Consider the following 13,333-nt stretch of genomic DNA (forward strand, 5'->3'; position numbering starts at 1 on the left):
GTGACCCTGGGACAGGAAGCGCAAGCCCGCGCCGTGCCACCCGGGGGACATGCCCAGTCCCGGGCGCACCCAGTGAACATAGTGGACTTATGTCCAGTGGCCGCAGCCAGGGGAGGGCATGCCCCGTGACCCTGGGACAGGAGCGCGAGCCCGCGCCGTACCACCCGGGGGACATGCCCAGTCCTGGGGACACCCAGTGGACATAGTGGGCTTATGTCCAGTGGCCGCAGCCAGGCGAGTGCATGTCCAGTGGCCCGGATCAAGGGAGGGCATGCCCCGTGACCCTGGGACAGGAAGCGCAAGCCCGCGCCGTGCCACCCGGGGGACATGCCCAGTCCCGGGCGCACCCAGTGAACATAGTGGACTTATGTCCCGTGGCCGCAGCAAGGGGAGTGCATGTCCAGTGGCCCGGATCAAGGGAGGGCATGCCCCGTGACCCTGGGACAGGAAGCGCAAGCCCCCGCCGTGCCACCCGGGGGACATGCCCAGTCCTGGGGACACCCAGTGGACATAGTGGGCTTACGTCCAGTGGCCGCAGCCAGGGGAGGGCATGTCCAGTGGTCCGGGTCAGGGGAGGGCATGTCCCACGGGGTCTGCGGGGTCCGCGGGCTGGGCATGCTCCGCGGTGTCCGCCTCGCCCAGGCCGCGCGCGGCGAGGGCGTCGCCGGTCTGGCGCGCGAAGGCCACGGTGGTGATGAAGACGGGGAGGATCAGGGCACGGGGGTTGCGTTCCAGGCCGCGGGCGCGGGCGGAATCCCGGACGTCGCTGTACGCCCCCGCGATGAACGGGATGCTGCGCAGCATAATGGCGATGGTCAGCGCGAAGCGCTCCGGATCCGCGCCGAAGCGCCGGAACGGCCGCGCCAGGGAAGCCACGCCGTCCAGCAGCCGCTGCACCGGGGTGGTGGCGGTGAGGATCGAGGCCGCCACAATACAGACCAGCACGTTGAGCACAATCCGTGCCGCGGTGGGTCCGCCGAGCTGCCACCACTGGAACAGCCCGATCATGGCAAGGACCGGCAGCACCGGCCGGACCGCCCGGAACAGCCGCGGCAGACCCGCCCCGCTGAGCAGGAACACCGTGCACATCACCGCCAGGGCGACGGCCGCCACGGCCCAGTCCACAATCAAAAACGACGCCATGCCGCAGCCAAGGACCAGCAGGAACTTCAGCCACAGCGGCGTGCGGTGCAGCAGCGAGCTGCCCGGCACGTAATTGGCCAGCAGGAATCCGTGGCCGCTCACGGCCGCTCCGGACCCGGCTGGTCCAGGCCCGGCCGGTCTTGGCCTGCGCCGGAACGCGTGAGCCCCGCACCGCACAGCGCCCGGTAGTGGTCGACGGCGGCGGCCGGGCCGCCGTCGAACACCACCGCACCGGCGTCGACCACGAGAACCCGGTCCAGGTCCAGTGCGAGCTCCAGGTCGTGGGTGGAGAGGATGATCTGCTGGCTGAGTCCGGCCAGGGTCCTGCGCAGCAGTTCCCGGTTGCGCAGGTCCAGCAGGGTGGACGGCTCGTCCAGGACCAGCACCTCGGGGTTCACGGCGAGGACCGCGGCGAGGGCGAGGAGCTGGCGCTCCCCGCCGGACAGCTCGTAGATGCTTTGGTCGGCCAGCGGCAGCAGCCCGAAGCGGTCGAGGGTTGCTTCCGCCTGGCGGCTGCGTTCCCGGCCGTTCCGGACCGAACGCCGGAGGGACAGTTCCACGTCCTCCCGCCCGGTCGGCATCACCAGCTGGGACAGTGGGTCTGTAAAGACGAAACCGACCCGCCGGCGGACCTCCCGGACTGCGCGGACGGTGTCCCATTTGTCCACCGTGACGGTGCCGGTGCTCGGCGCCACGAGTCCGTTGAGGAGCCGCAGCAGGGTGGACTTGCCGGAACCGTTGGCGCCGATGACGCCGATCCGCTGCTCGGTGAGCCGCAGGGTCAGTTCCCCGAGCAGGGTTTTGGGTGCGGGGCGGCCGTCAACCGCCACGCGCACCGCCACCCGGTCCAGCACAATGGTGCTCACGGCAGGTGATCCACCTTGGCGCTGCGAATGCCGGTGCCGGCCGCGGCGGTCACGGTCCCGCCGGTCCGGACCCGGCGGATCAGCAGATCCGGAAACGCCTTGTGCAGCGCCAGGGCAATGGTCACCGCGAGGACGTTCTTGATCACATCTCCGGGGTAGAAGACCAGGTCTGCCAGGAAGGCCTTTGCGAAGTCCAGCTTCGCGTTGACCATCATGCCCAGGATGCCGAGGCTGTGGACAAAGATGATGCTGCTCACCATTGCGGCGGCGAACAGCAGGACCGCGCGCAGCTTGCCCGGACGGCCCGCCGTGCGGCGCAGAACGACGACGGTCAGCCAGCCGACGGCCGTCGCGGCGAAGACAAAGCCGATGATGTAGCCCGCAGAGGGGCCGGCCAGGACTCCGAGCCCGCTGCGTCCGCCGCTGAAGATCGGCAGCCCGGCGAGTCCGAGGAGAACGTACAGCCCGACGGCGGCAAAGGCCCTGCCGGGGCCCAGGGCGAGGCCGGTGAGCATCACGGCAAGCGTCTGCAGGGTAATGGGGACCCCCATCCCGCCCACCGGAATGGCCGCAATCAGGGCGGAGCAGGCCACGAGCGCGGCGAAAACCGCGATCAGGCCAAGGTCGGTGGCGTTCCAGCGGTTCCGCCGTCCGGCGGGCGTGGCGGCGGCGCTGCCGTCGGTCTGTGTCATGGGAAGTTCCTATCGCGAGTGAATCACTACGTGCATCAGATTTTGACTTTACGAGCCCAGCGGGCCGGGTTTTTTGTAGGTGCTCCACTAACCGGAAGCCCGCTGGCTGGAGGACCGCACCAAAAGCCCCCCATGGTGCCGGGCAGCGGTGGGGCGCCGCCGCCGTCGTCCGTCGTTTAGCGCAAACGGCGCGGCCCTTGTCATCGGGCGGGGGCAGGGCCGGTAGACTTGTAGAGGCCGTGCTCTCGGCCGCACTGCCCCGGCCCCCTGCAGATTCCACCGCTGTGCCGCGGCGTTCCCTGTTGTGAAAGGCCTTAGCTGCATTGATTACCGTCCAGGATCTCGAACTGCGCGCCGGCGCCCGCCTCCTTATGGACCAGGTGAGCTTCCGGATCGACAAGGGAGACAAGATCGGCCTCGTGGGCCGTAACGGTGCAGGCAAGACCACGCTGACCCGGGTGCTCGCGGGCGAAGGCCTGCCCGCCGGCGGCAAGGTCACCCGCAGCGGCGAGATCGGCTACCTGCCGCAGGACCCGCGGACCCCGGACATGGAGCAGCTGGCCCGCGACCGGATTCTGTCCGCCCGCGGCCTGGACATCGCCGTCGGCAAACTCCGGCAGACCCATGAGGACATGGCCAGCGATGACGCCGAGGTCCAGCGCAAGGCGATGAACCGCTACGACCGGCTCGAATCCGAGTTCCTGGCTGCCGGCGGCTACGCTGCCGAGGCCGAGGCCGCCGCGATCTGCTCCAACCTCGCCCTCCCGGACCGGCTGCTGAACCAGCCGCTCAAGACCCTTTCCGGCGGCCAGCGCCGCCGCGTGGAGCTGGCCCGCATCCTGTATTCGGACGCCGAAACGATGCTCCTGGATGAGCCCACGAACCACCTCGACGCCGACTCCATCACCTGGCTGCGCGAGTTCCTCAAGAACCACCAGGGCGGCCTGATCGTGATCAGCCACGACACCGAACTGCTCGAGGCCACGGTGAACAAGGTCTTCCTGCTGGACCCCAACCGTGCGCAGATCGACTTCTACAACATGGACTGGAAGCGCTACCTCCAGCAGCGCGAAACCGACGAGCGTGCCCGCAAGCGGGAGCGCGCCAACGCCGAGAAGAAGGCCCAGGTCCTCTTCGACCAGGCCAACAAGATGCGCGCCAAGGCCACCAAGGCTGTCGCCGCACAGAACATGGCCAAGCGTGCCGAGCGCCTGCTGGGCGGCCTCGAAGCCGTCCGCGCGACCGACCGTGTGGCAGCCCTGCGCTTCCCGGATCCGTCGCCCTGCGGCAAGACCCCGCTCACCGCGGACGGGCTCAGCAAGTCCTTTGGTTCGCTGGAGATCTTCACCGACGTCGACCTCGCCATCGACCGCGGCTCCAAGGTGGTCATCCTCGGCCTCAACGGCGCCGGCAAGACCACCCTCCTGCGCATGCTCGCCGGCGTCGACAAGCCGGACACCGGCGAAGTCGTCGCGGGCCACGGCCTGAAGGTGGGCTACTACGCCCAGGAGCACGAGACGCTCGACGTGGACCGGACCGTGCTGCAGAACATGCGCTCCTCCGCCCCGGACATGAACGACGCGGAAGTGCGCAATATCCTGGGCTCGTTCCTGTTCTCCGGCGACGACGTCGACAAGCCCGCCGGCGTGCTCTCCGGCGGCGAGAAGACCCGCCTGGCCCTGGCCACCATCGTCGCCTCGAGTGCCAATGTGCTGCTCCTCGACGAGCCCACCAACAACCTGGACCCCGCCAGCCGCGCCGAAATCCTCGGCGCCCTGAGCAACTACACCGGCGCCGTGGTGCTGGTCAGCCACGACGAAGGTGCCGTTGAGGCGCTGAACCCGGAGCGTGTGGTGCTGCTGCCCGACGGCATCGAGGACCACTGGAACGAAGACTACCTGGACCTGATCACGCTGGCGTAGCTCTCGCCGGGCTGCTTCGTCAGCGGACGGGCATCACCCTGGCCGCGGTGATCCGGCGCAGTTCGTCGTAGCTGATGGAGAACATTGCGTGGTGGTCGCCTGCCCCGGCCCAGAGCACGGGCTGGGCCGCCAGGGACTCGTCCAGCAACGTCGTGATTTTCTCCGGATGCCCGACCGGGGCCACGCCGCCGACTTCCTGGCCGGTGTGTTCCAGGACAAACTCGGGGGAGGCCCGGCGGATCTGCCCGGCGTCCAGCTGCGCCGCGACCTTGCGGACATCGACCCTGCCGGCACCGCTGGCAAGGATCAGCAGCGGCGCGCCGCCGACGTCGAACACCAGGCTGTTCGTGATGGCGGCGAGGTCGCAGCCCAGCGCTGCGGCCGCCGCAGCCGCCGTCGGGACCTTCGAATCGAACACCGTCACGGTGTCCTCGGCGCCGAGCGCCGCCAGCGCCAGCTTGACCCGGACCACGGGCTCCGGCAACAGCCTGGCCACTCCTCAGAACCCCTGGGCGTCCAGAATGGCGTCTTCCTCTTCCTCGGCGGTCGCGTTCTTCCGCTGGCGGGGAACGGGCCGGCGGCGGGCCACCGGGCCGCTCGAGTGCATGCGGAAGCCGTCCGCTTCTGCGGCCTGGCCTTCGGCGTCCGCGGCGTCAATGGCCGCGTTTCGGGCCTGCTGACGGGCGGCGTACCCGAAGCCAATGAACATCAGCACGCCGAAAGCGAACCACTGCAGCGAGTAGGACAGGTGGGTGCCCTCTTCGGTGGAAGGCTTGGGGAACGGGAAGGGCATGTCCGCTACCGCGGGCCTCTCGGACGCCAGCTGCCCGTAGGCGCCGGTCAGCAGGGGATAGCCCAACTGTCCGGAGTATGCGGCGAGGTCGATCGACGCCAGCTGGCCGTCCGGGGCGCCACGCTGGAGCTCGGGCTCGGCGGGTTTGAGGCGGGCGATGACCGTCACGGTCCCCTGCGGGGGAGCCGGGACGGCGTCCGGGCGGCCAGGGTTGTTGTTGCCGATCGGCAGCCAGCCGCGGTCGATCACGACCGTCTCGCCGGTTTCCACCTTGAAGGGGACCACGACTTCATAGCCGGGCTGGCCGTTGAGCGGACGGTTCCGGACGATACGCTGCCCGGCGGCGTCATAACTGCCCCGGAGTTCCACCTGGGTCCACTCGCGTTCCCCCGCCAGCGAGCGGAACTGGTCCTTGACCTCGGCGAAAGGGACGGGCGCGGCGGAATAGTTGGAGGTGACGCGGTTGATCTCGGCGAGGGTCTCGGCCCGGCGGTCCATCTGCCAGCGGCCCAGCCCGACGCACGCGGCGGCAAAAATCGCGGCCAGCAACAGATACCCCAGCCACTTGCTGGAGAAAAGAAAACGGTACATTCAGCTTGCCTTGCCTGTCGGGTCCAGTGCCACGGTGTCCTTCCAGAGCCCGCGGGTCTGCAGGTAGTCCTCGAGCCAGGCCCGGTGCTCTCCGCAGGCGAGCCAGATCTTCCGCCGTTCCGGGGTGTGGATCTTGGGGTTGTTCCAGAGCAGCTGCCATTCGGCGCCGCTCCGGCAGGCCTTGCGCGAGCAGACGGGCTCCGCCGGGCCGGCTGTCGCGCCCTCCCCGGCCAGGTCAAATAGGTTCACGATGCCGCCCGTCCATGGTCACCGTCGATGTCGGATTGTCCGCCGGGGGCGCCGCGGCTGCCTCGGCCATCCTCCGGGGAGTCCTCATCATCGACGATTTCGCCCTGCAGCAGCGTCAACGACGGGTCAGCCGGCCCGCCGGTGGCCGGCGTTTCAAGTTCGGGCAGCGGCGCGTAGTCCAGCAGCGCGTCAGCGTGGACCTCGGCCGTGTCGCTGCCGTTCGCGATGATGACGGCAATCCAGGGCAGAAACACGGCCCCGAGGACCGGGATGATCTTAAACCAGCCGTCCACAACAAAAATCAGGATCAGGCACACCATGCGGATACCCATCGCCACGGCGTACTTGATCATCCGCTGGCGCATCTCTTCAGAGTGCGCGGCGGCGGCATCCGTAATGCTGTGAACCTCGGAATCACCAGTGGGTACTCCCGGGTTCCCGGGCACAGGTACACCGGGTCGGTTTTTGAGTGTCAAGGCTGTCAGATCACGCTCCCAAGGCTTAATCCAATTCTCTCACCAACGGCAGGGCCACCCAAACGGGGCGGCACCGGGCGCTAAGATCGGAGGCAGGAAAATCCCTCCCCCAGCGCGGCGCCCTCCCGCCGCAGAATTCCGGAGCCCCACCATGTCTGAAACAGCAACCGCCGGCCGCAGTGTCCTGATCACCGGCGGGAACCGCGGCATCGGCCTCGCCATCGCCGAAGCCTTCCTCGCCAACGGTGACAAGGTGGCGGTGACGTACCGCAGCGAATCAGCGCTCCCCGCCGGCATCCTCGGCGTCAAGGCCGACGTCACGGACGAAGCCTCCGTGGACGCCGCGTTCGCTCAGGTGGAAGCCGCCCACGGCCCCGTCGAGGTACTGGTGGCGAACGCCGGCATCACCAAGGACACCCTCCTGATGCGGATGAGCGAAGACGATTTCACCTCGGTCATCGACACCAACCTCACGGGCGCGTTCCGCGTGATCAAGCGTGCGTCCAAGGGCATGATCCGGGCCCGCAAGGGCCGCGTGGTCCTGATTTCCTCCGTTTCCGGCCTCTACGGGGCGCCCGGCCAGATCAACTACTCGGCGTCCAAGGCCGGACTCGTCGGCATCGCCCGCTCGCTGACCCGCGAGCTGGGCGCCCGCGGCATCACGGCCAACGTGGTGGCACCCGGCTTCATCAACACGGATATGACGGCCGAACTCCCCGAAGCGACCCAGAAGGACTACCTGTCCCGGGTTCCCGCCGCCCGCTTCGCCGAAGCCTCCGAGGTCGCCAACGTGGTCCGCTGGATCGCCAGCGACGAGGCCGCCTACATTTCCGGCGCCGTCATCCCCGTCGACGGCGGCCTCGGCATGGGCCACTAGGCCAGGGCCCCAAGGCTAACGACGGCGGCGGGAGCCGCCGTAGCTGTCCGCCCGCCCGGCGGGGTACACCGGGTCAGCCACAACAGGACTTTCAGCCATAGCGCCGGTGACAGCCGGGGTGTGTAATGGGGCTACAGCCCCTGACCACACACCGGCAGGGGCATGGAATCAGGAGGACAATCGTGGCTGAACTGAACAAGTGGGTCCCATCGGACGTGCTGGAGCCGATCAAGCGTTTCCTCGACGGTGACCTGACAATGACCCCCTCCATCAAGGTCGAGCAGTTTGTGGACGGCACCACCCTGGTGGTGCGTGCTGAGGTTCCGGGGATTGATCCCGACCGGGACGTTGACGTCTCCGTGAGTGAGGGAATGCTGCACATCAGGGCGGAGCGGGAGGAGAAGACCGAGCACAAGGGCAAGGACGGGTACCGCTCGGAGTTCCGCTATGGCTCCTTCTCGCGCAGCATCGCGCTGCCCCCCGGCGCCAGGGAAGAGGACATCACCGCAACGTACAAGGACGGTGTTCTTGAGGTGCGGGCGCCCGCCCCGGTCAAGGCGTCGGACGCAACGGCGAAAAAGATCAGGATTGACCACACGTAGCAGCCGGACTGGGTGCCGCGCACCGCGGCCGGTCCGGCGGGGCGGGCGGACACCAGCGGTCCGGCCGCCCCGGTGGCGCTGGGGGTGCGGACAATCCATGCGGGCGAGCCTGCGCCTGCGGGCCGGGCCGTCACTAGCCTGCCGCGGCTTCTTTGTGGAACTCGAACAACGGAAAACTCCTGCGCCGCTGGCATGATGGACTGCAGACCCACCGTTTTTGGATGTTTGGAACAAAGGAGCTCGTATGGGACTGCTGGACAACAAGACCGCAATAGTGACCGGTTCATCGAGGGGCATCGGTGCTGACGTCGCCAAGTTCCTTGCCGCCGAGGGTGCCGCCGTCGTCGTCAACTACCGCCAGAAGGCGCCGCGCGCCAACAAGGTCGTCGCGGAGATCGAGGCGGCCGGCGGCCGTGCCGCTGCCGTCGGCGCCGACCTCACCACCCAGGAAGGCGTCCAGGCCCTGGCCAGCGCCGCGATGGAGAACTTCGGCTCACTCGATGTCCTGGTCCTGAACGCCTCCGGCGGGATGGAAACGGGTATGGCGGAGGACTATGCCCTCAAGCTCAACCGCGACGCCCAATTGAACATGCTCAACGCTGCCGTGCCGCTGATGCCCGAGGGCAGCCGCGTGGTCTTCATAACGAGCCACCAGGCCCACTTCATCAACACCGTGCCCACCATGGCCAACTACGAGCCGGTGGCACGCAGCAAGCGCGCCGGTGAGGACGCACTCCGCGAACTCGTTCCGGATCTGGCCGAGAAGGGCATCTCGCTGGTTGTCGTCTCCGGCGACATGATCGAGGGCACCGTCACGGCAACGTTGTTGGACCGCTCCAACCCGGGCGCCATCGAGGCCCGCCGCGCCGAGGCCGGGAAGCTGTACTCGGTCAAGGAGTTCGCCGCGGAGATCGCCAAGATGGTCACTGCCGACGTCCCCAGCGGCCACACCGAATACGTCGGCGGCGCCGACTACTTCGACAAGGGCAACCACTAGCGCATCACGTAGTCAGGCAGGAACTGCCCCGACTTGAACACAGGATTTAGTGGCTTAAATACAGAAGGCCGGGGCGGACGCCGCCCCGGTCTTCTGTGTGTTCCGGTCCAGCCTTAGACGCCGGCGATGTGCCGGACGGCGTCGAGGTACGGCAGGTTCACCGCGGCATCCGCGACAGCGCGGACCGCCGGTTTGGCGTTGAACGCCACGCCAATCCCTGCCGCCCCGAGCATGTCCAGGTCGTTGGCGCCGTCGCCCACGGCGATCGTGTGCTCCAGCGGGATGCCTTCCTTGGCGGCCCATTCGCGCAGGTATTTCTCCTTCGCCGCCCGGTCGATGACCTCCCCGACCACCTTTCCGGTCAGCGCGCCGTCGACGATTTCGAGTTCGTTGGCGATCCAGTAGTCAAGCCCCAGGCCCTCGGCAATCGGCCGGAGGATCTGGTTGAAGCCGCCGGAGACCACGGCGACTACATGCCCGGCGGCCTGGAAGGCGGCCACGAGCGACGCCGCCCCGAGGCTCAAGGTGACCTCGGCACGGACGGAATCGACGACGTCGGCGGGCAGCCCGGCGAGCACCGCCACACGGGCGTGCAGGCTCTGGGCGAAGTCCAGCTCGCCCCGCATGGCGGCCTCGGTCACGGCCGCGACTTCGTCACGCTTGCCGGCGTGGGCGGCCAGGAGCTCAATCACTTCCTGCTGGATCAGGGTCGAGTCCACGTCCATGATGAGGAGCTTCCGCCGCGCCTGGCGCAGCGAGGCGGGCACAATGGCGGTGTCCACTCCGGCCGGGCCGTGCCCGGCCGCCGCCCGGCGCAGACCGGCCAGCGCCGCCGACGGGTGGACCGGGCCGGGTCCGGCGTCAACGCTGCCGTCCGCAGTGTAGACCTCGAAGCGGGCGTCCCCCGTGCGGGTTTCGGCGTCCAGCGCCATGCCCGCCCCGGCGAGCAGCGACCTGAGCTGCTGCACCTCCGGAAGGGTCAGTTTCCGGGCATAACTCACTGCGGTCACGAACAGGTTCATGACTGCAATCCTATCGATCACGCGGAGCGGGGTCCGAATCCGTTGCGCTCCGGTGACGCCGCGGCAGCGCGGGAGCGCGCACGCGGCGCGGTCCGGTTATCAGTCGTCCGCTGTTTTGTCCTAGTGTCTACTCCTATGAGTGATGTTCTTGAAATGGCCGCCGTCAGCGTTGTACGTGGGGCAAAAACGCTCCTGGACAAGGTGGACTGGCAGGTCAAGGAAGGCGAGCGTTGGGTGATCCTGGGCCCCAACGGCGCCGGCAAGACCACACTGCTGCAGATCGCCGCCGCCAGGATCCACCCCACCAGCGGCATGGCGGGCATCCTGGAGGAGATCCTCGGCGCCGTCGACGTGTTCGAACTCCGGCCCAGGATCGGCCTGTCCTCGGCCGCGCTGGCCAACCAGATCCCGGAGCACGAGAAGGTCCTCAACGTCGTCGTGACGGCTGCTTACGGCGTCACGGGACGCTGGCGCGAGGGCTATGAGAGGGACGACGAACGCCGCGCCTTTGCCCTGCTGAACGAGTGGGGCATGGGCCCGCTGCTCAACCGTCCGTTCGCCTCGCTGTCCGAGGGGGAGCGCAAACGCGTCCAGATCGCCCGGGCACTTATGACCGATCCCGAACTGCTGCTCCTCGATGAGCCCGCCGCCGGGCTGGATCTTGCCGGCCGCGAGGATCTCGTCCACCGGCTCAGCGAGCTGGCCCGCGACGAGGCCGCGCCGGCCATCGTGCTGGTCACCCACCACCTTGAAGAGGTGCCGCCGGGCTTCACCCACGCCATGCTGATGCGCGACGGCGGTGTGGTGGCGCAGGGCCCCATCGACAGTGTCCTCACGGCCGAAAACCTGAGCGAGACCTTCGGGCTGCCGCTGGACGTCAGCGCCAGCGCCGGCCGGTACACGGCAACCGCGCGCCGCTGAGCGGGCCGCTGACCGCGCGTGGAGTTCCTCAATAGTGTCCTCATTTTCTTTGCCGGGCTCTGGGCAGGCACCATCAACAGTGTGGTCGGGTCCGGAACCCTCGTCACCTTTCCGGTCCTGATCGCCCTCGGCTACCCGCCGGTCACCGCGTCCATCAGCAACGCGATGGGGCTGGTGGCCGGCAATGCCGCCGGCGCCTGGGGCTACCGCAAGGAACTGGCCGGTCGCGGGAAGCAACTGCTCAAACTGCTGCCGGCCTCGCTGCTGGGTGGCATCACCGGGGCCTACCTGCTCCTGCACCTGCCCGAGAAGGTCTTCCACTACGCCGCACCCGTCCTGATCGTGCTCGCGCTCCTGATGGTTGTTTTCCAGCCCCGGCTGCAGCAGTGGGTCCGGAACCGGGAGGAGAATCCCGAACACGCCATCCGCGACCGCGGCCACGGCGTCCTCCTCGTGGTTCTGGTCTACCTGGCCGGCGTGTACGGCGGTTACTTTGTCGCGGCCCAGGGCATTCTGCTGGTCGGGATCCTTGGCATCTTCATGACCGGAACCATCCAGAACGCCAACGCCATGAAGAACATCCTGGTCCTCGGCGTGAACGTCGTGGCGGCAGCCTCCTACCTGCTCTTCGCCTTCGACCGGATCGACTGGGCCGTCGTTGGACTGATCGCGGTGAGTTCACTGATCGGCGGTTTCGTCGGCTCCAAGGTCGGCCGGCGGCTGTCTCCGGTGGTCCTGCGCGGCGTCATCTTCGTCCTGGGGCTCGTCGCCCTGGGGTTCATGACCGCCAACCTCTTCAAGTGACCCGTTCCATGACCGCTGAGATCCCCCGCTGAAATGGCCTCCCCATGACCTTCCACCACCTTGACTCCGCCGACGACCCCCGGGTCTCGGACTACACCCGGCTGACGGACGTGCACCTGCGCAAACTCCGGGAACCCGCCGAGGGCATGTACATCGCCGAGTCCTCCAGGGTGCTGCGCCGGGCCCTCGCGGCGGGACACCGGCCGCGCTCCTTCTTCCTGGCAGAGAAATGGCTGGAGGACCTCGGCGACGTCTTTGCGCAGTACCCGGACGTCCCCGCCTACATCGGTTCCGCCGCCCTGCTCGAGGACATCACCGGTTTCCACCTGCACCGCGGCGCGATGGCGGCCATGCAGCGGCCGGACCCGGTGCCGCTGCCCGAGCTGCTCGCCGGGGCGCGCCGCGTGGCCGTGCTGGAGGACATCGTGGACCACACCAATGTCGGTGCGATCTTCCGCTCCGCCGCGGCCCTGGGCGTCGACGCCGTCCTCGTCTCGCCGCGCTGCGGGGACCCGCTGTACCGCCGGAGCGTCCGGGTCAGCATGGGAACCGTGTTCCAGGTGCCGTGGGCCCGGCTGGAGGACTGGCCGGGGGACCTGCAGCTGCTCCGCGGCCAGGGCTTCACCGTGGCCGCGCTCGAGCTCACGGACGACGCCGTGGACCTCGATGCGCTGGCCGCCCGGCGGCCGGAGAAACTCGCCCTGGTGCTCGGCACCGAGGGTGCCGGGATGAGCCCGGGCACGCTCGCCGCCGTCGACCTCGCCGTGAAGATTCCCATGCGCGCGGGCGTTGACTCGCTAAACGTCGCGGCAGCGTCCGCCGTCGCCTTCTGGGAGCTGCGCCCCCGGGACTGACTGGACCGCTGCGCTGGACCGCTGCTGCGCTGAAACAGCGCTGGTCAGGCGGCGAAGGCGCTGACTTTCCGCTATCATTGATAGCTGGCCGTCCGGTGCATTCCGCTGGCCATCCCATTCATACCTGGCAACTGGCAAAATCCAGTTGTGCGAACAAAGGTCCAATTATGAAGTCTGATACTCACCCGAAGTACGAAGCTGTTGTTTTCAACGACCTGGCTTCCGGCGTCAAGTTCCTGACCAAGTCCACCGTGTCTTCCAAGAAGACCATCGAGTGGGAAGACGGAAACACCTACCCGGTAATCGACGTCGAAATCTCCTCCGAGTCCCACCCGTTCTACACGGGCAAGCAGCGCATCATGGACTCTGCAGGCCGCGTCGAGCGCTTCAACGCTCGCTTCAAGGGCTTCGGCGGCAAGAAGTAACTTCTTCTCCCCAAGGTCTGTTGGAAAAGCCCGCACCGGCGACGGTGCGGGCTTTTTGCGTCCCGCGCCGGCCGCGGGTTTGGCGCGTGGCAGGATTAA

At 68.1% G+C, this 13,333-nt stretch carries 15 protein-coding genes and 1 pseudogene; 8 read left to right on the plus strand and 8 right to left on the minus strand.

Annotation, left to right across the window (positions count from 1 at the left end; all coding sequences use genetic code 11):
- Positions 1–567: 567 nt before the first annotated feature.
- The 3 genes and pseudogenes from J2X01_RS00005 to J2X01_RS00015 all read right to left on the minus strand — a co-directional run bounded on the left by J2X01_RS00005 (position 568) and on the right by J2X01_RS00015 (position 2,701).
- Entirely contained in the window at positions 568–1,245 is a 678-nt protein-coding gene (locus tag J2X01_RS00005; RefSeq protein WP_310049259.1) for an energy-coupling factor transporter transmembrane component T family protein, read from the minus strand.
- A pseudogene (locus J2X01_RS00010) lies at positions 1,242–1,907 on the minus strand (energy-coupling factor ABC transporter ATP-binding protein); the annotation flags it as partial. The pseudogene J2X01_RS00010 and the gene J2X01_RS00005, both read right to left, overlap by 4 nt.
- A 98-nt stretch (positions 1,908–2,005) precedes the next feature.
- Entirely contained in the window at positions 2,006–2,701 is a 696-nt protein-coding gene (locus tag J2X01_RS00015; RefSeq protein WP_310049262.1) for a biotin transporter BioY, read from the minus strand.
- 323 nt (positions 2,702–3,024) lie between these two features.
- Here J2X01_RS00015 and J2X01_RS00020 point away from each other — a divergent pair, with 323 nt between their 5' ends.
- Positions 3,025–4,623, plus strand: a complete 1,599-nt coding sequence (locus tag J2X01_RS00020; RefSeq protein ID WP_310049265.1) for an ABC-F family ATP-binding cassette domain-containing protein — start codon at positions 3,025–3,027, stop codon at positions 4,621–4,623.
- A 19-nt stretch (positions 4,624–4,642) separates the two neighbouring features.
- Here J2X01_RS00020 and J2X01_RS00025 read toward each other — a convergent pair whose 3' ends face one another.
- The 4 genes from J2X01_RS00025 to J2X01_RS00040 are packed head-to-tail and all read right to left on the minus strand — an operon-like array spanning position 4,643 to position 6,732.
- Positions 4,643–5,110, minus strand: a complete 468-nt coding sequence (locus J2X01_RS00025; protein WP_374724910.1) for a YbaK/EbsC family protein — start codon at positions 5,108–5,110, stop codon at positions 4,643–4,645.
- Between the two features lie 12 nt (positions 5,111–5,122).
- Complete coding sequence (locus J2X01_RS00030; protein ID WP_310049272.1) at positions 5,123–6,007, minus strand: SURF1 family cytochrome oxidase biogenesis protein; 885 nt, start codon at positions 6,005–6,007, stop codon at positions 5,123–5,125.
- Positions 6,008–6,256, minus strand: a complete 249-nt coding sequence (locus tag J2X01_RS00035) for a hypothetical protein (RefSeq protein ID WP_310049275.1) — start codon at positions 6,254–6,256, stop codon at positions 6,008–6,010.
- Positions 6,253–6,732, minus strand: a complete 480-nt coding sequence (locus J2X01_RS00040) for a DUF3099 domain-containing protein (RefSeq protein WP_310049278.1) — start codon at positions 6,730–6,732, stop codon at positions 6,253–6,255. Before J2X01_RS00040 ends, J2X01_RS00035 begins: the two co-directional genes overlap by 4 nt.
- Before the next feature lie 151 nt (positions 6,733–6,883).
- On the opposite strand from J2X01_RS00040, the gene fabG reads away from it, so the two are divergent.
- From fabG to J2X01_RS00055, 3 genes are all read left to right on the plus strand, one after another.
- On the plus strand, positions 6,884–7,609 hold the full coding sequence (gene fabG / locus J2X01_RS00045) for a 3-oxoacyl-ACP reductase FabG (RefSeq protein WP_310049281.1): 726 nt from the start codon (positions 6,884–6,886) through the stop codon (positions 7,607–7,609).
- Between the two features lie 182 nt (positions 7,610–7,791).
- Positions 7,792–8,211, plus strand: a complete 420-nt coding sequence (locus tag J2X01_RS00050; RefSeq protein ID WP_310049282.1) for an Hsp20/alpha crystallin family protein — start codon at positions 7,792–7,794, stop codon at positions 8,209–8,211.
- 244 nt (positions 8,212–8,455) lie between these two features.
- Positions 8,456–9,208, plus strand: coding sequence for an SDR family oxidoreductase (locus J2X01_RS00055; protein WP_310049285.1), 753 nt, complete (start codon positions 8,456–8,458; stop codon positions 9,206–9,208).
- Between the two features lie 113 nt (positions 9,209–9,321).
- Here the strand turns inward: J2X01_RS00055 and serB are convergent, their stop codons facing one another.
- A complete protein-coding gene (gene serB / locus J2X01_RS00060) occupies positions 9,322–10,230 on the minus strand; it encodes a phosphoserine phosphatase SerB (RefSeq protein ID WP_310049287.1) in 909 nt (302 codons plus the stop codon).
- A gap of 135 nt (positions 10,231–10,365) precedes the next feature.
- On the opposite strand from serB, the gene J2X01_RS00065 reads away from it, so the two are divergent.
- The 4 genes from J2X01_RS00065 (at position 10,366) to J2X01_RS00080 (ending at position 13,234) form a co-directional block, all read left to right on the plus strand.
- The gene (locus J2X01_RS00065) at positions 10,366–11,151 is read left to right on the plus strand and encodes an ABC transporter ATP-binding protein (protein ID WP_310049288.1); all 786 of its coding nucleotides are present in this window, start codon (positions 10,366–10,368) and stop codon (positions 11,149–11,151) included.
- A gap of 18 nt (positions 11,152–11,169) precedes the next feature.
- Positions 11,170–11,955, plus strand: a complete 786-nt coding sequence (locus J2X01_RS00070) for a sulfite exporter TauE/SafE family protein (protein ID WP_310049289.1) — start codon at positions 11,170–11,172, stop codon at positions 11,953–11,955.
- Between the two features lie 44 nt (positions 11,956–11,999).
- Positions 12,000–12,809, plus strand: a complete 810-nt coding sequence (locus J2X01_RS00075; RefSeq protein ID WP_310049290.1) for a TrmH family RNA methyltransferase — start codon at positions 12,000–12,002, stop codon at positions 12,807–12,809.
- Between the two features lie 167 nt (positions 12,810–12,976).
- Positions 12,977–13,234 (plus strand): type B 50S ribosomal protein L31, encoded by a 258-nt coding sequence (locus J2X01_RS00080; protein WP_024365679.1) that lies wholly within the window; start codon positions 12,977–12,979, stop codon positions 13,232–13,234.
- The last annotated feature ends 99 nt before the right edge of the window (positions 13,235–13,333 follow it).

The organism is Arthrobacter ginsengisoli (assembly GCF_031456935.1).
In the GTDB taxonomy this organism is placed as follows: Bacteria; Actinomycetota; Actinomycetes; order Actinomycetales; family Micrococcaceae; genus Arthrobacter; species Arthrobacter ginsengisoli.